The organism is Turneriella parva DSM 21527, from assembly GCF_000266885.1.
Classification (GTDB): Bacteria; Spirochaetota; Leptospiria; order Turneriellales; family Turneriellaceae; genus Turneriella; species Turneriella parva.
This window is the reverse complement of sequence record NC_018020.1, coordinates 2825466-2850799: the sequence shown is the minus strand read 5'-3', so window position 1 is coordinate 2850799 and position 25334 is coordinate 2825466. Positions and strand designations below refer to the sequence as shown.

Here is a 25334-nt window from a genome sequence, read left to right as displayed (position 1 = left end):
AAAACGGCTCACCACGCGGCAATGCAATCAGGTTTGCGCGCAAAGTAAACAAAAATTTTAAAACAACCCTTAAACGCACGACAACCCAAACCTGTGCGCGTCCTACTCTCCCGGGCTCCGAAGAACCGAGTACCATTGGCGATGCAAGTCTTAACTTCCGTGTTCGGGATGGGAACGGGTGTGACCCTTGCTCTATTGCGCACAGATTTGGGTTGTCGTTAATTTGATTTCGAATATGGTATCTCGAAGGGGGTTGTTAAGGGGGCGTAGCCCCCTTAAAATCATTCAGAGCATAATATGGTCAAGCCTCACGACCGATTAGTACTACTTGGCTCACAGGTTAACCCTGTTTACACCTATAGCCTATCAACCTGGTAGTTTGCCAGGGGTCTTCAGGATGGGGCGAACCCCACCAGGGAAATCTTATCTTGAGGGAGGCTTCCCGCTTAGATGCTTTCAGCGGTTATCCCTTCCGAACATAGCTACCCGGCGTTGCAGCTGGCGCCACAACCGGTACACCAGAGGTTCGTTCATCCCGGTCCTCTCGTACTAGGGACAAGTCCTCTCAAATTTCCAACGCCCACAGTGGATACGGACCGAACTGTCTCACGACGTTCTGAACCCAGCTCGCGTGCCGCTTTAATTGGCGAACAGCCAAACCCTTGGGACCTGCTCCAGCCCCAGGATGCGACGAGCCGACATCGAGGTGCCAAACCGCGTCGTCGATATGGACTCTTGGACGCGATAAGCCTGTTATCCCCGGAGTACCTTTTATCCGTTGAGCGATGGCCCTTCCATTCGGAAACCACCGGATCACTAAGCCCGACTTTCGTCCCTGCTCGACTTGTAAGTCTTACAGTCAAGCTCCCTTATGCCTTTACACTCTTCGCACGATTTCCAACCGTGCTGAGGGAACCTTAGGGCGCCTCCGTTACTCTTTGGGAGGCGACCGCCCCAGTCAAACTGCCCGCCTGACATTGTCCCTGACGTTGCTTTTATGTTCGAACCGGAGCCTTAGATAAATAATACTCGTTAACTCTTATCCTAAAAAATTTAGAAACAGAAGATTGTGAACCCAAGCACACGAGGTGCGAGGGCTTGCGCCGCTCACGGATGAGCGTTAAGCGCAGCTTTATCCTATCCAAGGCTCTTGTCGTCTTTTTACGAATTTGGCCGGCCAAAGGCCGGACAAATTCGAACACAAAAGTAACGCCAGGTTAGGTTTTCAATTTCGTAAGGGTGGTATTTCAAGGACGACTCCATCACGGCTAGCGCCGCAACTTCAAAGTCTCCCACCTATCCTACACATACAAAGCCGAAAACCAATGCCAAGTTACAGTAAAGGTTCACGGGGTCTTTCTGTCCCACTGCGGGTAGGCAGCATCTTCACTGCCACTACAATTTCGCCGAGATCCTCGTTGAGACAGTTCCACAGTCGTTACACCATTCGTGCAGGTCGGAATTTACCCGACAAGGAATTTCGCTACCTTAGGACCGTCATAGTTACGGCCGCCGTTTACTGGGGCTTCGATTCAATGCGTCGCATTACTGCTAACATCTCCTGTTAACCTTCCAGCACCGGGCAGGTATCAGCCCCTATACATCCACTTACGTGTTTGCAGAGACCTGTGTTTTTGGTAAACAGTCGCCGCGGACTCTTTATTGCAGCCCCTTCTCGCTTGCACGATAATGAGGCACCCCTTCTCCCGAAGTTACGGGGTTATTTTGCCGAGTTCCTTAACGAGGTTTCTCTCGCGCACCTGAGGATTCTCTCCTCGCCCACCTGTGTCGGTTTAGGGTACGGTTTAGTTCAAGTGTCACTTAGAGGTTTTTCTAGGCAGCATAGAATCAGAAACTTCGTGAAACCCGAAGGCCCACTCGATATCAGCTTTCAGCTCAACGACCGGATTTACCTGATCATCTCAACGCCTACGACCTTATACAGCCATCCATTAGGCTGATTCCCTATCTTCTTGCGTCACCCCATCGCTCAAACCACTTAAACTAAGCCCTGGAATATAAACCAGGTTACCATCGACTACGCCTTTCGGCCTTGCCTTAGGAACCGGCTAACCCGCAGCGGAGTTACCTTGCTGCGGAACCCTTGGGCTTACGGTGTGACGGAATTTAACCGTCATTTTCGCTACTCATGCCTGCATTCTCACTTCCTACCGCTCCAGCACTGCTCTCGCTATACCTTCGCCGCTGTAGGAACGCTCCTCTACCACGCCAACATTGCTGCTGACATCCGAAGCTTCGGTACTATGCTTAGATCCGTACATTTTCGGCGCCCAATCGCTCGATTAGTGAGCTATTACGCACTCTTTAAAGGGTGGCTGCTTCTAAGCCAACCTCCTAATTGTCTGTGCGATTGAACATCCTTTATCACTTAGCATAGATTTAGGAACCTTAGCTGTCGGTCCGGGTTGTCTCCCTCTCGCCAATGAACGTTATCACCCACTGACTCAGTGCTCGACTCTAACGTTGTGGTATTCGTAGTTTGCCTGGGTTTGGTAACCGGGTAAGGCCCCTAGCCCAAACAGCGCTCTACCCCCACAACGAAACATCGAACCCTGTACCTAAATACATTTCGAGGAGAACCAGCTATCGCTGAGTTTGATTGGCCTTTCACCCCCAGCCTCAGTTCATCTCAGAATTTTTCAACATTCACGAGTTCGGACCTCCATGGCGTGTTACCGCCACTTCATCCTGACCAAGGCTAGATCACTCAACTTCGGGTCTAAAGCATGCAACTTAAATCGCCCTATTCAGACTTGCTTTCGCTTCGGCTCCGGGACTTCAATCCCTTAACCTTGCTGCATACAGTAACTCGCAGGCTCATGCTACAAAAGGCACACGGTCACCCTTGCGGGCTTCCATACCTTGTAAGCGTACGATTTCAGGATCTATTTCACTCCGCTCTCGCGGTGCTTTTCACCTTTCCTTCACAGTACTTGTTCACTATCGGTCACTACCTAGTATTTAGCCTTACGAAATGGTCTTCGCAGATTCCCACGGAACTTCACGTACTCCGTGGTACTCAGGTACTGGCTCAAAGATCACACATGTTTCAGATACGGGGCTATCACCCGCTATGGCGTGTTTTCCCAAACACTTCTCTTACATGGCAATTTGGTAACTTTGCAGGTCCATTGAGGTGAACCCATGCCAGCCCTACAACACCAATGTCACAACGCCCTCAAGCTTGACATAACACCGGTTTAGGCTCTTTCGCGTTCGCTCGCCGCTACTAACGAAATCGTTTTTACTTTCTTTTCCTTCAGGTACTAAGATGTTTCAATTCCCTGAGTTTAGCCACTCCTTGCGGAGTTTATACGGTTTTGCCGTACAGAGTTTTCTCATTCGGAGATTCCCGGGTCAAAGCTTGCTTCCAGCTCACCGGGACATATCGCAGGTAACCACGTCCTTCATCGCCTGGTAGTGCCAAGGCATCCTTCGTACGCCCTTAAATACTTGACCATATTATGCTCCCTTCGACTCACTGAGTCGAAGATCTGTTATACGATCTTTTTGACACTTAATTCTTTTCCTCATATAGATACGATGGCTCGGCCATTCGGTCGGCGCTCGCGGGCATCGTGCCCGCGCCGACTGAACGACATCCTGTCGTATCAATGCGCGTTATTTTCTTAAATCTTCTTCAAAATTGTGTTGGATCAACAAGCAACGCTCGCGCGCCTCTTATTAATCCTCTACCCATATTCGTTGTCAAACTTCACTGAATCATCTCTATGATTCGGTGGTTTAGCTATGCTCGCCGTTAGGCGAGAGTACCTAAACAAGTAAGGTGAAGATAAGCTCTTCGACTTACTTGCTCAGGTTACGCTGTGGAGCATAACGGGAGCCGTCGCTTCGCGCCGGGCCTTCGGCTGCGAACCGTTGACTCGCCTGCGGCGTCCGCCGTTCCGGCGGCTCCAGAATGCAAACCTGGCGCTCTCCCAGCTGTGCAGTGGCGTTTCTACGAAATGCCTTTGCTCTGTCTTCGGTGCTAATGCTCCGCGTTTTCAATGTAACTTTAAGTCTTTACTTAAAGTTTGTGGAGCATAACGGGATCGAACCGTTGACCTCCAGAATGCAAATCTGGCGCTCTCCCAGCTGAGCTAATGCCCCTTAATAGGTATCAGCTCCGTCATCGGTGCTAATATCCCATGTGCGCCTGGCTAGAGTTGAACTAGCGACCCCTCGCTTATCAAGCGAGTGCTCTAACCACTGAGCTACAAGCGCATTATTGCTTGAAACTCTTAGTTACAGTCTCATCGCCAGCGACCGCTCGCTTATCAAGCGAGTGCTCTAACCACTGTGAGCGTCTTCGCTCTCTGGAGCGAAATGCGCAGCATTTCGCGGAAGTGCTACAAGCCCTTCGGCTTATATCTTCGCAGCGATAGCAATCCGCACTAGGTGCTACAAGCTCTACTTTTCAAAGCCCTATGGCCTTCGATCTGTTCTTCAAAAGACGGATAATGTACCTTGAGTCCCAAGGGAAATTCTTGCGAATCTTCTTGGTTCAACTGGTTTCCTTTTAAGGAGGTGATCCAGCCGCACCTTCCGGTACGGCTACCTTGTTACGACTTCACCCCCCTCGCCGAATTTACCTTAGCGACCTGCCTCCTTGCGGTTGGCAACAGCCTCTTCGGGTACCTCCAACTCGGGTGGTGTGACGGGCGGTGTGTACAAGGCCCGGGAACGTATTCACCGCAACATGCTGATTTGCGATTACTAGCGATTCCGACTTCATGCAGTCGAGTTGCAGACTGCAATCTGAACTGAGACCGGCTTTGTGGGATTTGCTCCACCTCGCGGCATTGCGTCCCTCTGTACCGGCCATTGTAGCACGTGTGTAGCCCTGGATATAAGGGCCATGCTGATCTGACGTCATCCCCACCTTCCTCCGGTTTGTCACCGGCGGTTTCTTCAGAGTGCCCAACTTAATGATGGCAACAGAAGATAGGGGTTGCGCTCGTTGCGGGACTTAACCCAACATCTCACAACACGAGCTGACGACGACCATGCAACACCTGTGAATCTGCCCTTGCGGGAAGGGGTATCTCTACCCCAGTCAAATCCATGTCAAACCCAGGTAAGGTTTCTCGCGTATCGTCGAATTAAACCACATGCTCCACCGCTTGTGCGGGCCCCCGTCAATTTCTTTGAGTTTCACCCTTGCGAGCATACTCCCCAGGCGGTATACTTAATGCGTTAGCGACGTCACTGATGGCGTTGAAACCACCAACAACTAGTATACAACGTTTACGGTGCGGACTACCAGGGTATCTAATCCTGTTTGCTCCCCGCACTTTCGCTCATGAGTGTCAGTTACGATCCAGATAGCTGCCTTCGCCATTGGTGTTCCTCTCGATATCTACGCATTCCACCGCTACACCGAGAATTCCGCTATCCCCTATCGTACTCAAGTTCGCCAGTTTTGGAGGCTGACTCTGGGTTGAGCCCAGAGATTAAACCACCAACTTAACAAACCACCTGCGAGCCCTTTACGCCCAATAATTCCGAACAACGCTTGCCCCATACGTATTACCGCGGCTGCTGGCACGTAATTAGCCGGGGCTTCAGACTGGTACCGTCACTCTACGCCCTCAACGAACGTAGTTCTTCTTCCCAGTCTACCGAAGTTTACAACCCGAAAGCCTTCATCCTTCACGCGGCGTCGCTGCGTCAGGGTTGCCCCCATTGCGCAAGATTCTTAACTGCTGCCTCCCGTAGGAGTCTGGCCCGTGTCTCAGTGCCAGTGTGGCCGATCATCCTCTCAGACCGGCTATCCGTCGTAGCCTTGGTGAGCCATTACCTCACCAACAAGCTGATAGACCGCAGGCTCATCTCGAAGCGACTATTGCTAGCCCTTTAACATCTCTGTACTATGCGGTATTAGCCCCGGTTTCCCAAAGTTGTCCCGCTCTTCGAGGTAGATTCCTACGTGTTCCTCACCCGTCCGCCACTCCCTGTATTGCTACAGATCGTTCGACTTGCATGTTTAAGACGCGCCGCCAGCGTTCGTTCTGAGCCAGAATCAAACTCTCCATTATAGTTTAATCAAGGCATCGCAAGCGATGCCTTGATATAAAACGGTGTTTGATTGACCCTTTAAACTGTCGCTGGACAGTTTTTGTCATTCATCATTGTTTGCGCGCCAAGTGAATTGGCGCGACTTTTGCTCAAGGTTCTTAAAGAAATTTACGAAGTCCTTGCGTCTGTATTGCTACAGATTCAAGCTTCATAACAATTTTCTATCATTATCCGTCTGTCAAAGAACAGATCATTCAGCTGCGCCAAACGCGTCTGAAGGTTCGCTAGAGACGCCGTAGGCGTCGTTAGCGGAGAGCCAGTTTGTGAACGCTCAACAGAGCGTCAACTAAATTGAAGTTTTTATGTCCCGAGATTAAGCATCTGCCGGTGGGCCCTAGGCCTTGTGGCAATGCAGTGAGGCCGATTACGGGCTCACCGTGATGAGGAGTATAGCCATTATGCGCAAAGTCGGCAAAAAGAATTGCAGTTATTATGTCACATCAGCGCCTTGAGACGACAGGGAGACATTTAAGGTTGACAGAGCTGCAAAAATGCCTGCCAATTCGGCACATGGTGACGGGTGACGGTGATGCGCGATTCTTAACTGAAAAGCGCCGCGAAAGATTGCAGGCCGCGCTCGCAAACCGCACGCGCCGCCTCACTGTTCTGCTGGAAGATATTTACGACCCCCTGAATGCCAGTGCAGTCTTGCGCACCGCTGACGGTCTGGGCATACAGGATATTCATATCGCCGAGAACCGCCATGCCTTCAATGCGCACGCAAAGGTTGCGGGTCGTGCGGCGAGCTGGCTGACGATTAAAAAATACCGCGAAAATTTCGCGAACACCAAAGTCGACTTTCGCATCAAGCCAGAGGGAGTGCAGCATTCCACAGCAGCCGCATTCGCCGCGCTAAAAAAAGATGGTTATACGGTGCTCGCAACGAGCCCACGGGGTAGATCCACCCCACTACGCGAACTCGACATCACGAAAAAATACGCGATTGTATTGGGCAGCGAACATTGGGGCCTCAGCGACTGGGCAATCGAAAACGCCGATGCTGCGATTGCGCTGCCGATGCTCGGGTTTACCGAGAGTTACAATATTTCTGTCACGGCCGCGATGATTCTTTTTTATCTGAGCGATCGTCTGCGCTCTGAGACTGTTGACTGGGGACTTAGCGAAGAAGAGAAAGAGCAGCTCTGGTCAGACTGGACCAGGCTGAAAAGATAGCCTGCCCAACCTGAGTCGGGCAGGCCAGCACAAATCAAGAGTGTTCTTCGATGTACTTCTGTACGTCGCCGACTGTCTGGATTTTTTCAGCGTCTTCGTCAGGAATTTCGATACCGAATTCCTCTTCGAGAGCCATGACGAGTTCCACTGTATCCAGTGAGTCTGCGCCGAGGTCGTCGATGAAGTGTGACTCGTTGGTCACTTCGCCTTCGTCAACTCCGAGTTGCTCAGAGATGATTTTTTTTACTTTGCCCATGATTTCTTCTGTTGAAGCCATTTGGGTCTCCTTTTGGGGCGGATTGAAAACGCGCAGCGTTTTCCCGCCCCAAAAGGAGCGGGGGGATTACTTAAGGGGCTTCGCCCCTTAAGATCCCCGCGTTGCGAGAACAAGTTCGTCCCGTATTTTATTTTGCCATAATTTTCATATTATCAAAATTATAGGCCGGCTAGTCCGCCGTTCACGTGAATGCACTGCGCGGTCACGTACGCGGAGAGGTCAGACGCGAGAAACAAGATGACTTTGGCGATGTCATCGGGTTCTCCAGGTCGTTTGAGAGGGATTGCGGCGATCATCTGCTCACGCAATTTCTCTGGAATTTTATCAGTCATGGGGGTTTTGATGAACCCGGGGGCGACCGCGTTGACGCGAATGCCCATCGGTGCGAGCTCTTTGCCGAGCGCATAGGTAAAGCCGAGCACGCCGGCTTTTGAGGCGCTGTAGTTAGCCTGGCCGGGGTTACCGCCTGCTGCTATCGAGCTGATGTTGACGATGGCACCTTTGCGCGCCTTGCGCATGTGGTTCACTGCCGCATGCGCGCAGTTGTATGTGCCGGTAAGGTTGATGTCGATGACTTTCTGCCACTGGTCGGGCTTCATGCGCAGAAACAGGCCATCCATAGTGATACCGGCGTTATTGACCAGAACGTCGATTTTTCCCCATTTTTCGACGGCTTTGTTCGCGAGCGCCTCTGCCTGATCATATTTTGACACGTCGCAGGCCATTGAGATTGTCTCGACGCCCATTTTGGCGATTTCTTGCGCCGTCTGCTCGGCAGTTGCCGCGTCGATGTCGGTTATGACAAGCTTAGAGCCCTGCGCGGCAAATTGCTCGGCAATACCGCGACCAATACCGCGCCCAGAGCCCGTTACAATGACCACTGCGTCTTTCAGGTCTTCAATCACCGTCTTCATAGGCCAATATTTGCCCCTGAATCATTGCGGCAACGCTTTGCGGCACCCAATGGCTAGCATAGTTCGGCAGATACAGAAATGTGAGATATCCCCCTTAATCTTCGATGCCCAGAAAACTCAAAATGGCCCGGTTTGCTTTGTCTTTTTCATCGACCGTGGGTATATGCCCCGATTTGGCGAAAGAGACGAATTTCGCGCCCGGTATCGCAGCACGAACGCTATCCGCATGAGCATAGGGCACTACCTGGTCGTGTTTACCCCATAATAACAGGGTTTTGATCTTGCGACGGCCGACGCTTTCATAGGTGGATTTCAGATCGGTCAGATTCATGTGCCGCAGGGTTGAGACAATTGCATCGTCGTAACCGGCAAAATCGGTCTGGATAAGCCCTGCCGCCTCAACTGCGGGCGGCACGCTGCCGGTAAAATTCAGCGGCAGTGATTTCGCCATGGCCTTGCGTGCAAGAATTCGGCCAGCATAGTCGCCGATGACGGGCAATTTCACGAGCCTCGCCGCAGCAGGCATTGGCATGGGAAAACCCGCCGGGTCGATGAGGATCAATTTTTCTACACGATCAGGGTAACGGTCGGTAAACTGCACCGAAATGGCGCCGCCCATCGACAGCCCGCAGAGCACGAATTTTTCGCTGCCGATGAGCTCATCAGTGAGTTCTTTGAGCTGACCGACAAAGAGGTCGGCACTGTATTTTACCGCGGGGCGGTCTGAAAAGCCCCTGCCGTAGAGATCGTAGCGCAGCACCTTAAAGCCCGCCGAAACCAAGGCGCGGTACGTGTTATCCCAGATTACTGAGGGTATTGAAAAACCATGCACCAGCACGACCGCCTGCCCTTCACCCTCACTGTATTCGAACGCCGTTTTGCCCGCCGACAGCGCGATCGACTTTTTGCCGAATTTCACGCGCGCTTCATCGTTCATCGGCGGTTTGCCGACGCGCAGCCAAACATAGTGGCACCACATCGAAATCAGCAGGGCGCTCAAAAGCCAGTAGAGTTTTTTTCGCATGCGCAACACCGGCCTGAAGCCGATGCGCCGTCAGTCACATTACGTTCTATTTCGTCGTGCGGGTATAGACGCCGTCCCAGTCAGGCGGCGGCGGGCTTGCCTTGTATGCTTCACAGCGCTGGATCAACTGTTCAGACGACTTATCTGCCGCATTGCGCAGTCTTTGCGCTTCTTTAAAGAAGCCAATCGCGCTATCCCAAGATCGTTGCAGGTACGCGTCAAGGCCCTGCTCATAGCGTTTCGCAAAATCAGCAATGAGCGCAGGCTCCTGGCCCTTGGGGCAGATAATCTGGTAAAGCGTCACCGGCGTGGTTTTGCCTTTGACCCGCACGACATCGAGCCTGCGCGTGAAAATGCGATCTTTGATCTGCGCGTAAACGGCATCTGTTGCCATAATGGAAACGCCATAATCTTTGCCGGCAGCTTCAAGACGCGCCGCGAGGTTGACCGTGTCGCCCATCATCGTGTACGATGCAAGGGCGTCGGTGCCCATAAAGCCGACTTTCGCAAGCCCGGTGTTGAGACCGATGCGAAACTTCATATTCTGTGCTTCGGGAATATAACGGTTCTGCGCTTTCCATTCTTTACGAAGTTCGACGAGCTTCGCCTGCATCTCAATCGAGGCCATGACTGCCTTATAGGCATGGTCTTCAACGTCTACGGGTGAATTGAATATTCCGACGATCGCGTCGCCGATATATTTATCGAGTACACCGTCATACTTTTTCAGAATGATCGTCATCGCCGAGAGGTATTCGTTGAGCAACGAGGCCAGTTCGGGCGAGGTCAGTTTTTCTGAAATGTTTGAAAAGGACGCAATATCAGAGAAAAACGCCGTGATTTCTTTTTCACTGCCGCGCTTGAGTGCGGCCAGGTCTTTCATGGCCTCGGTCACCACCACCGGATCGATCATCGACCCGAGAATGCCCTTGATCTTTTCACGCTCATTGAGCCCGCTCACCATCGAGTTCAGCGCGACGGTGAGCGTACCGAATTCATCGTTGCCGCCGTGCTCAAATTCAACCGCGAGATTGCCCCGCCCCACTTCTTCTGCACTGCGGATAATGCGTTTGATCTTCTGCACCACCACACCTGAGATATAAACCGCCAGAAGAATCGAGATGAGGCCGATCACGATCGCCGAAATGACAACCTTGTTGCGGTTGGTATTCACCAGCGCCACGCCTTCGGTGCGGTCAACCAGCGTACGCATAATGCCTGTCAGGTTATCTTGCAGAATGCCAGCCGCCAGTGTCGGTTGCCCGTCGCTGAACATCGGTTTGCTGTCGAGGTCCCATAAAATGGCTTCGGCCTCGCTGCGCGATCTCGCGATCTGTCCCTGGCTATAGAGGCGCTTGAGTGCCGGCGGCGCGGTTTCGCTGCGCGCCGAGGCCACCCATTTGCGCAGCTCGGCCCAGCGACGGCGCATGGCATCGCGGTCTTTGGCGACCTTATTGTACCGCTCGATCTCGGTTTCGTCGTTGCGGTAGCGCAGCAGAATCGAGTCTTCCCATGCCGAGTCGCGCAGAGTTCGCCACGCTTCAGCGCGCAAGTCTGTGATCTCAGGGTCGTTGCCCGGCGGAAAAGCGGCATCGATCGCCGCAGCACGTTCGGCGACAAGCGCAGTGTACTTTTTGTAGAGTGCGACGAAATCGTGATCGGTATAAGGCGGCCTCGGCGGTTTGAGCTCCTTCAGAATTTTTAAGCGGGCCTTGAGTTGCTGCGCGATTTCGGCAATACGCGCCGCAATTTCGGCGTCTTGCTGCATGAGCCGCTTCGCTGCATTAGAGGATTTTCCCGGTTCGAGCAGCGTTCGCGCCCAGAATGTTGAATTCGGGCGCTGAAAGAGCGGTGAATATAGCGTTTGCAGCTCAAGGCCCTGCCACTGTAGATTAATTGCATCTGAAGTGATTTCGCGCTGGGGAGCCTCAACGAGCCGCGTGTAGACCAGCCGCAGATTCGCGTCGAGTTCGGGCGTAGAAGTGAGTTCGCTGAGCGGCCCGGCCTTGCCGAGCAGGTTGGTGTCAAACGAAGGCTCGAGCCGGTCTTGGCCTTCAAGGTCTGTGACGGGAAAAGTCTGAATTCGAAACAGTTTTTGTTCAAGGCCCGCGTCTTCGATTACCTTGCGCTTCGCCGGAATCAGAATCGCCGCGAGCTTGCTGTCAAGGTTGGCACGCAGCTTAATCAGCTTCGCGGGTTCGGGCGTGTCGACAATGCTGCGCGCGATGCGCTGCAACGACTGCCACTGCGCGTTTGACAGCGCAGTCCCGGTATAGACAGCCATCTGCTGGCGAATGCGATTTTCAAGCGAACGCAGCTCAGATTCGTTAAGATATTTCGAATAGAATGTATCGACCCGGTAACGCACTTTCTTGCTGCCGAGCGCGCCGAACAGGTTCGTCTTGAAGAGTCCGAGGTTTACCTGTTTATCTTGCTGAACGACCTTCTGCGTCTGGTAGACCTTTAGCGCCTTTTTCTGTTCGGCGATCTGCTGTCTGAACTCTTCAATTTTGACGAGGTTGTGCGCAATGTTGTTGAGCTCTATGACGAGTAAGGATATATAGCGCTTTGAGATGGCAGCCTGTTTCTCATAACTCTCAGTCAGAATCGCAGTCTGCTGCCTGACCGTCGTAAAACTTAAGATCAGAATTGTCAGCGTAATGAGGCTGCCGGTAAAGAGCGCGAGCTTGGCGCGAATACCCGAGACGAAAATATTGAGAACTTTGCGCAGCACGTCAGTCAATCTCGTAGCTGTATTCGCAGTGCGCATGGCCGCGCGCCATCGTCACATGCACTTTGTGGCGAGTGCCTGGCACCAATTCTTTGAAGAGCTCTTGCCCTGCCGCCTCGCCCACGTGGCAGATGATTGTTGCACCTTCACGGCTGCGAAAGGGGCACGTATGCACGCGTCGAACAACACGCTTGTCGTTGATATAAAAATCGTCGCCGTAGATACCAGTCATGTTCTCGGCGAGCCGGGTTGCCTTCAGCGTGTCTTCGAGCCGGTGCTCGCCTTCGCTGCGGGCCAGAGTGAAGAACGGCCGCAGCACCTTGCCGGCGAGGCTTCCTGTTAAACGGGCGATCGATTCGAAAGGCTGCTCGGTCGCTTCACCGAACGCGCGGCGCGCCAGCATCAGGGGTTCGGCCCATGAACCTGCGATCGCGCGCGAGATTATACCCTGCACACCCTGCCTAAACCAAAGGTCGTCAGGCTTTTTTTTCGCGGCGGCGAGCTCGGTATCGGTTATCAACCCCATAGGCAGCGGAAATTGCGATGCAGCGGGCAAGGCGTAAAGTCGATTAAATAGCGTCTCAGTTTGGCCAGCGCTGTGGCACACGCTCGATTTTGCCCACATCGTAGCCGTTGTCAGCGAGAAACTTTATCATCGCGGCATAATCTGTTTCGCTGATCTGCGGGGTGCGCGCCATTATCCAGACATAATCGCGGCTAGTGCGCCCGATTACCGTCTGCGAATAATCTTCTTTCAGATAGCTGATCAGAAACTCGCTCTTGAACGGCCAGAGAAACTGCATTTTCCACTCGGCATTAGAGACACGATCGACAACAAACCCTTTTGGGCTATAGCGCTTTGCTTTACCTTCAAAACCATCGGCGCGAAAAGTGAAGACCGTATCGACGTCACCGTCGGCATTCAGCGAATATTCTTCGATCGCATTGTGTGCGCCCTTCTCGATAAACGTGGGTATATTTGCGATGACATACCATTTTCCCATGAACCGCGGCAGATCGACCTTCTGCACCTTCGGCATCGGTTGCGGTGTCGCGCAGTGCAAGGCAAAAAGAAATAGAGCAGGATACAGCCGTTTCATGCGCCACGCTTCCCGGGTGAAAAGCCGGCGGCAAGCACCACGCGTTCTTGCTTTGGACACGAAACCAGGCGCAAGGCCTTTTCAGTCGTTTCTTTTCAACCGCCAGAATTTTCTGAGTGCGCGCCAGCGGCGTCTGAGCCACGATTTACGCCGTGTCTTAAACCGCAGCCACGATTCGCGTATGTTTAGTCTGAGACGGAGCAGGTGCTGGTAGACTGCAGTCGATTTCAGACGTTCATAGATCCTCATCTTAAAGAGGGTAATACGCTGATAAATTTTTGCGAACCATGAAAATTGTAACAGTTTTGGCTTTGTCAGCTTGAAAATGCGGGCAACGAGTGCGGTGCCGACAATTTTTGCCGCGACCATCGTCAGAACACCCAGCGCGACGTGGCCACCTGAAACGAGCCAGAGTGCGACAAGCTTGACCGGAAAAAGCAGCACTGTCGGTACCAGAAAAACGGCGAGCGCGCCGGCTGGCGGCAGTCGCACGACAAAGGCTTCGAGCTGGTGAAATACCGGGAGGTGGCCGAGGTACTCTGCGAAGCGCTGAAGGTCGTCCCACAGCCAGTCTTCGAGCAACACGACGACTGCCGCAACTGCATAGAGCGGTGCGGTGATGACGCGCTTGAGAAAGTCTTTCAAGTGCGCCGTTTCAGCACGAGGCTGAATGCCAGAGCCTGTTGCATAATGCCCAGAGCTAAAAAGCCATGAAACCAGTTTTCATTCATGATACCGGCTGTGACGCCTGGCTTACCAAAAACAAGACCTGCGACCGAAACGCAGACAACGCTGATGCCAATCAAGAGCGGCAAACCGCGATACAATTTTTGAAATCGAATTGCCGCGAGAAGCCATACAAGCTGCGCGGCTAACCCGGCGAGCAGAGCATAGAGTGGCGAACCGATCAACAAGAGCGCCGGTAGCAAGAGTGCGGCAGCTGCCAGTAACCAAAACCGCCGTCCCCTGACCTCTTCTGCGGTCAGAAAAAAGCCCGCCGCGATCGCCGGCACGCCATATACAGATGCCAGCGCCGACGCCCATTTGTGCAGCTGAAGAAATTCGGGAAACCAGGCATATCGCAGCGTGCCGACTGCGGCAGCGCCTGCAATCAGCAAAAAGCCGAGCGGCGCCAGAACGTCAGATATGCGGTGCTGCTGCGAACGCGTGAAGGCATAGAATGCAGTCGCGCAGACCAGAAAATCAAAGAGAGCGAGCATGTGGTGCGCTGAAGGTCGCTCACAGAGAGTCGAGTATTTTACCGTAGCGGCTCTCAAGGCGTTCGGCCTCGGCGGCTTCGGGTAGCGAAAAAATGACGTGAGGCAAAGCGCTCAGAATAATTTCCGCTTTTTGTTCAATGGCCGCCGCGACGCGCCGAGCGCACACTTCGTCTGCCATCGTCAGTTTCAGAACCGCGCGGTCGATATCGGACATCAAGTCACCGGCAACGGAGCGATCGCTGCGGCAAAAGCATGAGACCTGGGGTGTCATCACGTCGCCAAATGCACTGGCCCAAAGCCCGGCAAGGTCGCCGAGCCGGTGCGCCTTGCCAGCCTCGCAGAGCAAGGTGGCCAATGGCTCAGGCAGCACTGCAGCCGCGGCATTACCCTGCTGCAACCGCCCGAGTATTTCGGGAATCTCACCGTTAACAAGTTCGATCGTACGCTGCGGGGCCAGCTTTTTGAACAACGCCCGCACCTGCAGATCCAGTGGGCTGCCGGTAAAGGGCAGCAGTAGCTGGCCATCGTGATTTACAAGTGAGGAGAAATCACGAATCTGAGCGTCGCGCACCAGCAGAGCCGATAATCCCCATATGTAGGTGCAGACGCGCTTCAGGGGAGCGCCACCACTAAACCGCTGCGTTTCGGTGTAGCCCGTGCAGAGCAGATCAACTTCAGACTGCGCAAGTGCGGCAAGCGCCGAGTTATGGTCAGTAAAAAATGCGAGCTGGTATCTGTCAGGAAAATCATGCGCGAGCAGCACAAATGGTGCGGCAGCGAAAGAACGAGGCGCGAGAATTCTGCGCATCATTTCTTGTAAACCGGCCGCGCATGGTATGTTGTATGCAAGAGCCGGTGCGCTTTTTCTGAAAGAGGTTTCTCCAGAAACTCATTGTAAACCTGCTGCACTTCGGCGTTGTCGTGCGAACAGCGCACAGCCTTGTCGCGGTCGTCGGCGAAGAGGCCCTGCATTCTTTTTTTGCGAATCGCATCGGTGACGCGATAGGGCTGGCCGCCGCCACCGATGCAGCCCCCTGGGCAGGCCATGACCTCGATGAAGTGATAGGGAGGTTCTTCACCCGTGGCTTTGGCACGACGCACCCGCTCGAGCACCTCGCCGACATGCCCGAGGCCATGCGCCACCGCGATGCGAATTTCTTCTTGCGCGATCACGACTTTAGTCTCTTTAATACCCTCAAGGCCGCGAATTTCTTCAAAGACGAGTTTCGGCATCTTTTCGCCGGTTAAAATAAACTGGGCGGTGCGCAGCGCCGCCTCCATAACGCCACCGGTTGTGCCGAACATCGTGCCAGCGCCCGAATAGCTACCTAAGAAGCTATCTGCTTTATGGTCTTGAAGATGACGAAAGTCGATGCCTGCCTGGCGTATCATGCGTGCGAGCTCGCGTGTGGTCAGCACCACATCGACGTCTTTGAAACCCGAGGCGAACATTTCGTGGTCGCGGGTTATTTCATACTTCTTGGCCGTGCACGGCATAATCGAAACCATTCGCATACCCGCAGGGTCGATGTTCATCTTCTGGGCATAGTAGGTTTTCGCCAGCACCCCCATAATCTGCTGCGGCGATTTGGTCGAAGAAAAGTTCGGTATAAAGTCGCTGTGCAGCTTTTCCATATAGTCTGTCCATGACGGGCAGCACGAGGTAATGAGCGGCAGTTCGCGCTTGCCGTGTTTGAAGCGCTCGACAAATTCGTTCGCCTCTTCCATGATTGTCACATCGGCCGAGAAATTTGTGTCGAAGACCGCATCAAACCCGAGCCGGCGCAGAGCCGCGTAGAGCTTGCCGGTGAGGTTTGTGCCTGGTTCGTAGCCAAACTCTTCACCGATGGCGACGCGCACCGATGGCGCAATCTGAACAACGGTGAAGTTCTCTTTACCCCGCAGAAAGTTCCATGCGGTTGCCGTCTCGTCGGCCTCAACGATCGCGCCAGTGGGGCAATGCGCCGAACATTGACCGCACATGACACACGGTGATTCGGCGAGCAGAATATCACCTGCAGGTGCCATGCGTGTCTGCATACCCCGGCCCAAAAAAGAAAGTGCGTGCACGTTTTGCACGTCTTGACAGATGTGTACGCACCGCCCGCACTTGATGCACTTGTCAAAATCGAGTACCAGAGAACCAGTTGAGGTATCTTTGCCGAGGCCCGAAAGCGCATGTCCCCAAAGGTCTTCACGAATGCCGAAGTCGGCGGCGAGCGTCTGAAGTTCGCAGCTCTGGTTGCGGCCGCAGCTAAGGCATGTATTGGGGTGGGTCGAGAGAATGAGCTCGAGAACGGTTTTGCGGATTTCGGTAATTTCACCGTCATGCGTCGTGATGCGCATTCCCTCTTCTACTGGTGTCGTGCAGGCCCGGGGCAGACCGTGAAGCCCCTCAACGCGCACGATGCATAGTCCGCACGCGCCGTTGGCGACCAAATCGGGATGTTTGCAGAGCGTGGGTATCTTGACCTGAACCGCCTGTGCGGCGTCGAGCAGCGTGCTGCCCGGCTTCACAGCGATCTTGATGCCATTGACTTCAACGGCTATTTCAGGCATGCTTCATACTCCGGGTGAAAGTATTTGAGTGTCGCAAAGAGTGGTGACGGTGCTGATTTTCCCAAACCGCAGAGCGAAGCACTCTGCATCGCGTGCGCAATCTTCTCGATTTGCGCGAGGTCGTCGTGCGATGCGTCATGTGCGAGCAGTTTGTCATAAAGCCGTTTCAGTTGAAATCCCCCTATGCGACAGGGTGCGCACAGCCCACATGATTCGTCAGTATTGAAACCGAGATAAAACCGCATCAGCTCGACCATGTTGACATCTTCGTCGAGCACGATCATGCCGCCAGAGCCGATGATCGAACCAAGCGCCGACATGTCTTCGTATGTGAGGGGCGTGTCGAGCAGCTGCTGAGGGACAAAACCGCCCGAGGGCCCCCCGGTCTGCACAGCTTTGATTTTTTTCCCGGTGGCGATGCCGCCGCAGAGGTTCTCGACAACTTCGCGCACGCTGGTGCCGAGCGGTACCTCGACGAGCTGCGTGCGGCGTATTTTACCAGAGACGGCGAAAAGTTTCGTGCCCTTTGATTTGCCCTCGCCGATGCCAGCATACCATGCACCGCCGCGCACCAAAATTTCGGGCACGGTGGCGAGCGTTTCAACATTGTTGATCGTCGTCGGCGCTCGGTGCAACCCACTGACCGAGGGGTAAGGCGGGCGGGGGTGCGGACTGCCGCGTTTGCCTTCGACCGACGCAATGAGCGCCGTCTCTTCGCCGCAAACATAGGCGCCGGCACCGAGGCGCACGCGCGCTTCGAACGAGAAGCTGCTGCCGAGAATATTTTTGCCGAGGTATCCCGCTGAAACAGCTGCATCGATCGCTTTCTGCACGCGCGCCGTCGCCAGTGGATATTCTGCGCGAATATAAAAGTAACCCTGGTTCGCGCCGGTGGCAAGCCCGGCGATGATGAGACCTTCGAGCACGCAGTGCGGGTCGCCCTCGAGCAGACTGCGGTCCATGAACGCGCCGGGGTCACCCTCGTCGCCGTTGCAGATGACGTATTTTTCGTCAGCCGTTTCGGCTGCGCTCAGCTGCCATTTTTTACCCGTTGAAAAACCTGCGCCACCGCGACCGCGCAGTCCACTGGCCAGAACTTCGTTCACGACTTTTGCCGGTGACATTTGTAAAGCCCGTTTTAGTGCAGTGTACCCCCCTGCAGCCTCGTAAGCCGCAATACTTTCAGGGTCTACCAGACCACAATTGCGGCTGGCAATGCGCAGCTGCGCGGCTTCTTTAACGACAGTGCCCACGTCGGGTATTTCTCCCCTTCGCACCATTGCGACCGCGTGCGCGATGTCATCGCGAGCGAGGTCGGCGAGCATTAGCCCACCGGGAAAGAACTGCAATGCGAAGCCGCGGTTGTAAAAACCGAAATCCGCAACTTCGATAATTTCTGTCTCTGGCCCGACGCAGGCCTTGAGTAGCGCGACCAGATCTTGATCGCCGTGCTGCTGCGTGTCGGCGCAAACGATACTCGCGACCGCCTGAGGCAATTCATGCCCCGGCGAGCGCGCGCCCAGCACCACATATTCATGCACCGAATTTGGCGCGGGCATACGCCCTTTTACTACAAACTCTTCAAAGATCTGCCTGACGTTTTGCCTGGTTAACCTGCCGAAATGCAGATGCGGCCTGCCCTCAATGAGAAATTCTGCCTGCGCATCGGCGTAGCACATGCCGGGCGTGCCTACCGCTATGACTTTGATCTCGCTGTACTTTGCCGTGAGCTCGCGAAGTTCGTCGAAAACGGCTGCAGCTCCGGCGGCAATGCCGCCTGAATCGAGCGCGACACGAATGAGGCCGCTGGGTTCTTTCATGCCTGCAGCCTGCCAAGTTCGGCGAGCATCTTTTGCGTTTTTTCTTCGTCGAGGTGCGTGCAGATGCGCTTATCGGCGAACGCCAGCGGGGCTAACGCGCAGCAACCGACGCAGCGCACCTCGCTCACGGTTATCTGCGGGTTCGCTGCTGCGTGTCTGCGCACAGCTTCGAGCACCGCTGTGCTGCCCGCGAGCCAGCAACTCGTGCCATGACAGACCACAACGTTGTGCTGCCCCGCCGGCGCCGTGCGAAAATAATGGTAGAACGTGATAACCTCGTAGATTCGCGCCAACGGTATGCCGAGCTTCTCTGAGAGCACGAGAGCCGACTCGCGCGGCACATAACCGTGCGCATCTTGAATCGCGTGCAGTATCAGAATGAGGTTGTCGGGTTCATCGGTGTAATGCTCCACCAGAGCCGCGACCTCTGCAATTGTCTTTTCCGCTGCCGCCGGCATTGGGGCATTCAATACAAGACCAATATATCCAGTAAAGCGAATAGTGCAGATTGGCACTAAGGCCCCTTAATTGACGGGGTGTCTCAAAATCGCAAGTTGCCGGTTATGCCATCTATATCGATCAGCCGCGAGTCTGAAACCCGCGTCAAAGCTGACATTACCGTAAACTCAGAAGAAATGAGACCTGCTGAAGAGCAGGCGCTTAAAAAAATCGGCTCACAGGCTGAAATCAAAGGCTTTCGCAAGGGCAAAGCCCCTGCCCACTTAATCAAAGCAAAGTTCGCCTCTGACATCAGGCTCGAGACCCTGTTTGGCCTCGTCGACCAGCACATCGGCGACGTCGAAAAGAAGATTGAAGAGCGCGTTTACCGCCTCGTGCGCATCGAAGATGTGCAAGAGAAAGGCGACAAGCTGTCGTTCGCGGTGAAAATCGACCTTTTCCCGTACGTCAAGGTCGGCAAACTGAAAGCCGCCCAGATGACGCGCCACTTTGCGAATATTGACGAAAGCGACATCGACGCCGAAATCAAAGACCGGCTTGTGCGCTACGCTGAATATCCCGACAGCGACGCGGCTACGGCAACGGCAGAGAAAAACGACAAACTCACAGTCGACTTTGAGATCTGGGTCGATGACGCGCCTTCGGGCGAAGTGAACAAAGACTTCGTGTTCGATCTCGGGTCGGGCACGCTGAGCCGCGAACTCGAACAGCAGATCGCCGAGCGCAAGGGCAAAGTCGGTGAGGAGTTCAAACTCAAAAAAGACATTCCCGCACAGCAGGACGGCGCCCCGCGCAGTTATGAGATCATCGCGACCATAAAGAAGATACAAAAGCCCAAACTGCCAGAACTCACTGATGCGTTTGTTGCCGAGAAGTTCAAAGGTTCTTCAACAGTTGCAGAACTGCGCGCGCGCGTTCGCACCGACCTCGAAAAGCGCTTTAATATCGCGCTGGTCCGTTCAGAAACCGACAAAGCGCTGAAGGCACTCGAAGAAGGCGCACAGTTCTTTCTGTCAGAAAGTTTCGTCGACCAGAAGCTCGAAGACTTTCTCAAAGAGCGCAACATGGACAAAGCCGAAGTCACCGGCCCACAGCTCGAGGGCCTCAGAAAAGCTCTCGGCGACCGTGAAAAGCCAGGCCTCTTGATGCGCCAGCTCATCAACGATGCCGAGAAGTACCACCAGAAGAAGAACAAGACTGACGAAACATATATTGGCGCGTTTAAGCGCTATATCCGCGAAGAAATAACAGCATTCGAAGGCCAGAATGAAAAAACCGATGCGCTGCTTGCCGAACTCGATGCGACCGTAGACAGCATGATAGCCGGCGAGAACCGCCAGTCTCCCTGGGAGTCTCTGGTATCGTCGTACCTGACCGTCTTTAGCCGTGATTTTCTGTTTCGTTATTTTGACGACGAAGGCATTGTCAAGAAGGGCAAGAAAATGCCGTATAAAGAGTTGTCAGAACAACTCGCCGCGTCAGCACCGGCTGAAAATGCAGGTGCCTAAAAGAAGCATGCTTTACCGAGCGCTGCAAATCGCGGCGCTACTTCTGCCGGTTGCAATTCACGCCGGTGCGAACCCTCACAGCAGCTGGCAGATTATGGCCGAAAAGGCACAGCAGCTGCTCGAACCCACCGAAGTTCAGATTGACAACAAACTCATTCAGACCTACCAGGGTTACGCCGGTGTGTGGATTACGAGCGGCGCAAATGTGGCGCTCAAGAAAGTCTGCCGTGACGGCATCTGCGACATGGGGCTTTTTCGCTCGATCAACGAACTCGCGAACGACCAGAAATATCTAAAACGGTCAGGGCTGTATTTTCTGCCCTACGCTGCTGCGCAGCTCGCAGCCTTTAAAGAATCTGGCGTTGAGAGATTGCGCCTGCAACTCAAGAAGGGCCAGTACCTCTGGCCGGTCATGGGCCTGCGCATCACGAGCCGCGTGGGCTCGCGCTGGGGTAAACTGCACGGCGGCATTGACGTTGCCGCAGCGCGCGGCAGCATCGTCGTTGGCGCCACCGAAGGCACGGTGATGATCGTGGGTGATCAGGGTGCATATGGTCATTGTGTGTTCGTCGAGAACCACGACGGCACGGTTGCCTGGTATGCCCACCTGACCGAATCGTATGTCAAGACCGGCGACAAGATCGCGCGGGGCCAGATCGTTGGTATCTCAGGCAATACCGGCCGTTCAACCGGCCCCCACCTGCACTTTGAAATGCGCACGCAACAGGGTATCATTCTCGACCCCGAACATTTCTTTTTTCTCCCTTATGAAGAGCACCTGAAGCAGGCACTCGAATACGAAAACGACCTTGCCACGCGCAACAAACTTGCTGCCAAACCCGGCGAAAAACTTTAGCCCATGGACACCCGGCCGCGACGCACGTACCTGAATGAAAGGCCACGGCGCAACAGAAACACAGCAGGCATTCGCGCCCTCGCCCGTGAGAATTTTGTCCGCGTCGACAAACTAATCGAACCGCTTTTTCTCATCGACGGAAATTCCAGAGCCGAACCCATCAGCTCAATGCCCGGCATCAACCGCCTCAGCGAAGACAAGGCGCTCAGCCACATTGAAAAATCGCTGGGCCTCGGTATTTGCAGCTTTATTCTGTTTCCCGCGGTTGATGATGCGCTCAAAGACAAGCATGCGTCATATTCATACCGCAGCGATTGTTTTTATCTGCGCGTAATTCGCGCGATAAAGCAGCGTTTTCCCGAAGCGGTTCTCATTTCTGACGTCGCGCTCGACCCTTACAGCAGCGATGGCCATGACGGCATCGTGCGCGACGGTAAAATTCTGAACGATGAAACACTCGAAGTTCTGGGAAAAATGTCGCTCGCCCAGGCCGAAGCCGGCATCGATATCATTGGCCCCTCAGACATGATGGATGGCCGCGTGGGTTTTCTGCGTGAAGCCCTCGATACCGCAGGCTTCACCGAAACCGGCATCATGTCTTATACCGCCAAGTACGCGAGCGCCTTCTACGGCCCGTTTCGTGATGCTCTCGCGTCTGCCCCCAAGTTTGGCGACAAAAAAACCTACCAGATGGACCCTGCGAACGCGGCAGAGGCACTGCGCGAAGCGCGCCTCGATGCGGCCGAAGGTGCAGATTTCTTAATGGTCAAGCCTGCATTGGCGTATCTGGATATTATTCACCGGGTAAAAGAAGCTACCGATTTGCCCGTCGTGTGCTACAACGTCAGCGGCGAATACGCAATGGTCAAAGCTGCCGCCGAGAAAGGCTGGCTCGACGGCGATAAGGCCCGTGACGAGATGCTGCTCGGGTTTTTTCGCGCCGGCGCCGATGCAGTGATAAGCTATTTCGCTCACGAGTTCGCCGCCCACAGGGCGGCTATCTCGTGAGCTATATCACTGCTGTCTTCTGGCAGATCGAAATCAACGCGCCGAAAGAGCATGCCGCAGAAATTGAAGAATTTTTTCTGAAATCGGGCGCGCAGAGCACTTTTGAATTGCTCTATGAAGAAGGCCGCACCTCGAACCTGATAGAAGACAACACGCAGCTTTTCTTTTTCTTTGCCGAAAATTTTCCCGCACGGGCTTTCGCACCGATGGCACTCGCGACCCTGGGTTTCGCCGACCTCGAGTTCAAAATCTCTCAGGTACAGTACGCCGACTACCTGAAAGAATTCGAGAAGTCATTTCGCGCTTTCGCGCTGACGCAAAAAACGGCGCTCGTGCCGCCTTGGGATGCAGAAAATGCCGATATCGGCCCCGGTTTCAAAAAACTCTGGCTGGTGCCCGGCATGGCGTTCGGCACGGGTAAACATGCCACGACGCAACTCATGGTCGAATTTATTGAAAAGACCATAAGGCCGAGCGACACCGTGATCGATATTGGCAGCGGCTCGGGTATTCTGGCGATTGCCGCTATGCTCTGGGGGGCTGCCTCTGCGTGGGGCGTCGACGTCGAGACGCTGGCAGTCGAATCCGCCGCGGCCAACAAGACCCTCAACGAAGAGCGCCACGGTGCGGCGTTTGCATGTGAATTCGCCGTAGGTGATTTTTCGACGTTACACGAGCGTACCATCGACCGGGCGAACACGGTGTTTCTGGCAAACATTCTGCCGAATATTTTCGAAGCGAATGCCGCAGATCTGAAATTTGCCCTCGCGAACTGCCGTGCATGGGCCCTTTCGGGAATACCTTCGGCACAAGAAGAGTCGTTCACCGCCTTTCTGAAAACGATTGCCCCAGGCTCATTCGAAATCCGCACGAAAGAAGACTGGCAGATTTATTTCTGTCAGAATAGTCTGTAGAGACACGCTCGGGTTATATGGGGGACGCGCTTTAAGCGCGCCTCTACGCCAGTAAATTTCTTACGCCACCAGCTTCGCCATTCCCGGAAAGACGACCTTGTCGCGCCTGTACTCAAGCACCTCGGTCAGGGTCTTGAAGCGGTTAAGGCCTGAGCTGATTTCAATATCTTCACCCGTAAACTGGCTGGGGTGCTCGTAGCCCGCCGCGTGGGCAAGCGACAATAATTCTTTTCTGAAACCCTTGATATAGCGAGCTGCGCGGTTCGTCTTATCGTCGACATCGAGGCCCCGCTGTAGCCACCAGTTCTGCGTCGCGACTCCCGCAGGGCAATGGCCATCATGGCACTTCTGTGCCTGAATGCAGCCGATCGACATCATCGCCTCGCGGGCGACGTTGATGAGGTCGCAGCCCATCGCGAGCGCAACCACCGCACGGTCGGGAAAACCCAGTTTGCCCGAGCCGATGAAACCGATGCGCTCAGAAATTTTCTGCTTCTGAAAAATCTGGTATACGCGCGCAAACCCTGTCTTAAATGGCAGAGCCACGTGGTCGGCAAAAGTGAGCGGTGCGGCACCGGTGCCCCCCTCGCCACCATCGATGACGATGTAGTCAGGCCCTTTTTTCGTCTGCTTCATGCGCTGCGCGAGCTCTTGCCAGAAATCAAGTTCGCCGATCGCGCTTTTGATGCCTACGGGCAGGCCCGTCGCCGCTGCAATGCGTTCGACGAAACGAATCATTTCATCGACCGTCGAAAATTCAGAATGAAAGTTGGGAGATATACAGTCTTTGCCTTTTGCAACCCCGCGAATCGCGGCGATCTCTGCAGTCACTTTTGTGCCCGGCAATATACCGCCCTTGCCTGGCTTTGCGCCCTGCGAGAGTTTAATTTCGATCATGCGTATCTGCGGGTTCTGGTCGACTTTCTCAACCACTTTCTCTAGTCGAAAGCCGTGCTCGTCGCGGGCGCCAAAATAACCAGTACCAATCTGCCAGACGACATCGGCGCCGCTCGTGTGGTAAGGGGAGAATCCCCCTTCGCCGGTGTTGTGCCAGCAATGCGCCAGTTTTGCCCCCTGGTTGAGAGCGCGCACTGCATGGTCGCCCAGCGAACCAAAGGACATCGCTGAAATATTCACGATCGAGGGGGGCCGCCATGCCTTGGGGCGTTTGTGCGACTCACCAATGACCTTGAGGCAGGGTATCGCCGACGGGTCGTCATGGATAATCACCGCCTTGGATTCAGGGAAAGGGAACACCGCATGCTTGATAATCGGGTAACCCGCTTCGTAAAGCTGTTCGGTGGTACCGAAACCAAAGTTGCTGTTCTGCCCTTTTGAGGTCGCATATACCCAGCGCCGTTCGGCACGGTTGAACGGCATCTCTTCTTTATCATTGGCAACCCAATATTGCCGAAGCTCGGGCCCGATCACTTCGAGCATATAGCGCAGACGACCCACTACCGGAAAGTTATGCTGTATCGTGCGCTTTTTTTGCGTCACATCTTTAATCGCCACGAGAAGAAGAAACACACCGAGAGCGCTGAACACGGTTTTTACCGGATGTTCTGAAATCCACTGCAATATTTCCATAGCGGCAAATCTACAATGCGAGACGAGACGCGCAAGTGATTTATGCAATTGGGCGAATGGCTAGACCCGGGTTTCAGACCCA

The 25334-nt window shown here is 54.2% G+C and carries 17 protein-coding genes, 2 tRNA genes, 3 rRNA genes and 1 pseudogene; 5 read left to right on the top strand and 18 right to left on the bottom strand.

What is annotated here, in order from left to right; translation table 11 throughout:
* Positions 1 to 89: 89 nt before the first annotated feature.
* The 5 genes from rrf to TURPA_RS13685 form a co-directional block, all read right to left on the bottom strand.
* Positions 90 to 206, bottom strand: a 5S ribosomal RNA gene (rrf, locus tag TURPA_RS13705).
* Between the two features lie 91 nt (positions 207 to 297).
* A 23S ribosomal RNA gene (locus TURPA_RS13700) occupies positions 298 to 3480 on the bottom strand.
* A gap of 578 nt (positions 3481 to 4058) precedes the next feature.
* A tRNA-Ala gene (locus TURPA_RS13695) sits at positions 4059 to 4131 on the bottom strand.
* Between the two features lie 41 nt (positions 4132 to 4172).
* Positions 4173 to 4245, bottom strand: a tRNA-Ile gene (locus TURPA_RS13690).
* A 296-nt stretch (positions 4246 to 4541) separates the two neighbouring features.
* Positions 4542 to 6059 (bottom strand): 16S ribosomal RNA (locus TURPA_RS13685).
* The 16S, 23S and 5S rRNA genes sit together here with 2 tRNA genes alongside, the layout of an rRNA operon.
* Positions 6060 to 6609: 550 nt before the next feature.
* On the opposite strand from TURPA_RS13685, the gene TURPA_RS13680 reads away from it, so the two are divergent.
* A complete protein-coding gene (locus TURPA_RS13680) occupies positions 6610 to 7272 on the top strand; it encodes a TrmH family RNA methyltransferase (protein ID WP_014803898.1) in 663 nt (220 codons plus the stop codon).
* A gap of 34 nt (positions 7273 to 7306) precedes the next feature.
* Here the strand turns inward: TURPA_RS13680 and acpP are convergent, their stop codons facing one another.
* The 12 genes from acpP to TURPA_RS13620 form a co-directional block, all read right to left on the bottom strand.
* A complete protein-coding gene (gene acpP, locus TURPA_RS13675) occupies positions 7307 to 7549 on the bottom strand; it encodes an acyl carrier protein (protein ID WP_014803897.1) in 243 nt (80 codons plus the stop codon).
* A 158-nt stretch (positions 7550 to 7707) separates the two neighbouring features.
* Entirely contained in the window at positions 7708 to 8451 is a 744-nt protein-coding gene (gene fabG, locus TURPA_RS13670) for a 3-oxoacyl-[acyl-carrier-protein] reductase (RefSeq protein WP_041949370.1), read from the bottom strand.
* A 106-nt stretch (positions 8452 to 8557) separates the two neighbouring features.
* A complete protein-coding gene (locus TURPA_RS13665) occupies positions 8558 to 9487 on the bottom strand; it encodes an alpha/beta fold hydrolase (RefSeq protein WP_014803895.1) in 930 nt (309 codons plus the stop codon).
* Between the two features lie 46 nt (positions 9488 to 9533).
* Complete coding sequence (locus tag TURPA_RS13660; protein ID WP_014803894.1) at positions 9534 to 12257, bottom strand: adenylate/guanylate cyclase domain-containing protein; 2724 nt, start codon at positions 12255 to 12257, stop codon at positions 9534 to 9536.
* Complete coding sequence (locus tag TURPA_RS13655; protein WP_014803893.1) at positions 12223 to 12744, bottom strand: hypothetical protein; 522 nt, start codon at positions 12742 to 12744, stop codon at positions 12223 to 12225. The genes TURPA_RS13660 and TURPA_RS13655 overlap by 35 nt, the downstream gene beginning before the upstream one ends.
* A gap of 55 nt (positions 12745 to 12799) precedes the next feature.
* Positions 12800 to 13318 (bottom strand): lipocalin family protein, encoded by a 519-nt coding sequence (locus TURPA_RS13650; protein WP_014803892.1) that lies wholly within the window; start codon positions 13316 to 13318, stop codon positions 12800 to 12802.
* An 81-nt stretch (positions 13319 to 13399) separates the two neighbouring features.
* The gene (locus tag TURPA_RS13645) at positions 13400 to 13963 is read right to left on the bottom strand and encodes a hypothetical protein (protein WP_014803891.1); all 564 of its coding nucleotides are present in this window, start codon (positions 13961 to 13963) and stop codon (positions 13400 to 13402) included.
* Positions 13960 to 14538, bottom strand: a complete 579-nt coding sequence (locus tag TURPA_RS13640; RefSeq protein WP_014803890.1) for a hypothetical protein — start codon at positions 14536 to 14538, stop codon at positions 13960 to 13962. The genes TURPA_RS13645 and TURPA_RS13640 overlap by 4 nt, the downstream gene beginning before the upstream one ends.
* A gap of 19 nt (positions 14539 to 14557) precedes the next feature.
* Positions 14558 to 15349 carry a substrate-binding domain-containing protein gene (locus tag TURPA_RS13635; protein WP_014803889.1) on the bottom strand — a complete coding sequence of 264 codons (792 nt, stop codon included), beginning with the start codon at positions 15347 to 15349 and terminating at the stop codon, positions 14558 to 14560.
* Positions 15346 to 17097: an NADH-dependent [FeFe] hydrogenase, group A6 gene (locus tag TURPA_RS13630; protein WP_014803888.1), complete on the bottom strand. Its 1752-nt coding sequence runs from the start codon at positions 17095 to 17097 to the stop codon at positions 15346 to 15348. Before TURPA_RS13630 ends, TURPA_RS13635 begins: the two co-directional genes overlap by 4 nt.
* Positions 17085 to 18917 (bottom strand): complex I 51 kDa subunit family protein, encoded by a 1833-nt coding sequence (locus TURPA_RS22595; RefSeq protein WP_014803887.1) that lies wholly within the window; start codon positions 18915 to 18917, stop codon positions 17085 to 17087. The genes TURPA_RS13630 and TURPA_RS22595 overlap by 13 nt, the downstream gene beginning before the upstream one ends.
* Positions 18914 to 19375, bottom strand: a complete 462-nt coding sequence (locus TURPA_RS13620) for an NADH-quinone oxidoreductase subunit NuoE family protein (protein WP_014803886.1) — start codon at positions 19373 to 19375, stop codon at positions 18914 to 18916. Before TURPA_RS13620 ends, TURPA_RS22595 begins: the two co-directional genes overlap by 4 nt.
* Positions 19376 to 19480: 105 nt before the next feature.
* Here TURPA_RS13620 and TURPA_RS13615 point away from each other — a divergent pair, with 105 nt between their 5' ends.
* The 4 genes from TURPA_RS13615 to TURPA_RS22000 are packed head-to-tail and all read left to right on the top strand — an operon-like array spanning position 19481 to position 23662.
* A complete protein-coding gene (locus TURPA_RS13615; protein WP_014803885.1) occupies positions 19481 to 20884 on the top strand; it encodes a trigger factor in 1404 nt (467 codons plus the stop codon).
* Between the two features lie 7 nt (positions 20885 to 20891).
* Positions 20892 to 21740 carry a M23 family metallopeptidase gene (locus tag TURPA_RS24150; RefSeq protein WP_281054936.1) on the top strand — a complete coding sequence of 283 codons (849 nt, stop codon included), beginning with the start codon at positions 20892 to 20894 and terminating at the stop codon, positions 21738 to 21740.
* Between the two features lie 3 nt (positions 21741 to 21743).
* Positions 21744 to 22748, top strand: coding sequence for a porphobilinogen synthase (gene hemB / locus TURPA_RS13605; protein WP_014803883.1), 1005 nt, complete (start codon positions 21744 to 21746; stop codon positions 22746 to 22748).
* Positions 22745 to 23662, top strand: coding sequence for a 50S ribosomal protein L11 methyltransferase (locus tag TURPA_RS22000; RefSeq protein WP_014803882.1), 918 nt, complete (start codon positions 22745 to 22747; stop codon positions 23660 to 23662). Before hemB ends, TURPA_RS22000 begins: the two co-directional genes overlap by 4 nt.
* Before the next feature lie 78 nt (positions 23663 to 23740).
* Here TURPA_RS22000 and TURPA_RS13595 read toward each other — a convergent pair.
* Positions 23741 to 25252: pseudogene (locus TURPA_RS13595) on the bottom strand (FMN-binding glutamate synthase family protein); the annotation flags it as partial.
* Positions 25253 to 25334 lie beyond the last annotated feature (82 nt).

Excerpts from the sequence above, each read along its gene's own strand:
- TURPA_RS13680 (WP_014803898.1), top strand. The coding sequence starts at position 6,610 with ATGGTGACGGGTGACGGTGATGCGCGATTCTTAACTGAAAAGCGCCGC.
- acpP (WP_014803897.1), bottom strand. The coding sequence starts at position 7,549 with ATGGCTTCAACAGAAGAAATCATGGGCAAAGTAAAAAAAATCATCTCT.
- TURPA_RS13665 (WP_014803895.1), bottom strand. The coding sequence starts at position 9,487 with ATGCGAAAAAAACTCTACTGGCTTTTGAGCGCCCTGCTGATTTCGATG.
- TURPA_RS13660 (WP_014803894.1), bottom strand. The coding sequence starts at position 12,257 with ATGCGCACTGCGAATACAGCTACGAGATTGACTGACGTGCTGCGCAAA.
- TURPA_RS13655 (WP_014803893.1), bottom strand. The coding sequence starts at position 12,744 with ATGGGGTTGATAACCGATACCGAGCTCGCCGCCGCGAAAAAAAAGCCT.
- TURPA_RS13650 (WP_014803892.1), bottom strand. The coding sequence starts at position 13,318 with ATGAAACGGCTGTATCCTGCTCTATTTCTTTTTGCCTTGCACTGCGCG.
- TURPA_RS13640 (WP_014803890.1), bottom strand. The coding sequence starts at position 14,538 with ATGCTCGCTCTCTTTGATTTTCTGGTCTGCGCGACTGCATTCTATGCC.
- TURPA_RS13635 (WP_014803889.1), bottom strand. The coding sequence starts at position 15,349 with ATGATGCGCAGAATTCTCGCGCCTCGTTCTTTCGCTGCCGCACCATTT.
- TURPA_RS13630 (WP_014803888.1), bottom strand. The coding sequence starts at position 17,097 with ATGCCTGAAATAGCCGTTGAAGTCAATGGCATCAAGATCGCTGTGAAG.
- TURPA_RS22595 (WP_014803887.1), bottom strand. The coding sequence starts at position 18,917 with ATGAAAGAACCCAGCGGCCTCATTCGTGTCGCGCTCGATTCAGGCGGC.
- TURPA_RS13620 (WP_014803886.1), bottom strand. The coding sequence starts at position 19,375 with ATGCCGGCGGCAGCGGAAAAGACAATTGCAGAGGTCGCGGCTCTGGTG.
- TURPA_RS13615 (WP_014803885.1), top strand. The coding sequence starts at position 19,481 with ATGCCATCTATATCGATCAGCCGCGAGTCTGAAACCCGCGTCAAAGCT.
- TURPA_RS24150 (WP_281054936.1), top strand. The coding sequence starts at position 20,892 with ATGCTTTACCGAGCGCTGCAAATCGCGGCGCTACTTCTGCCGGTTGCA.
- hemB (WP_014803883.1), top strand. The coding sequence starts at position 21,744 with ATGGACACCCGGCCGCGACGCACGTACCTGAATGAAAGGCCACGGCGC.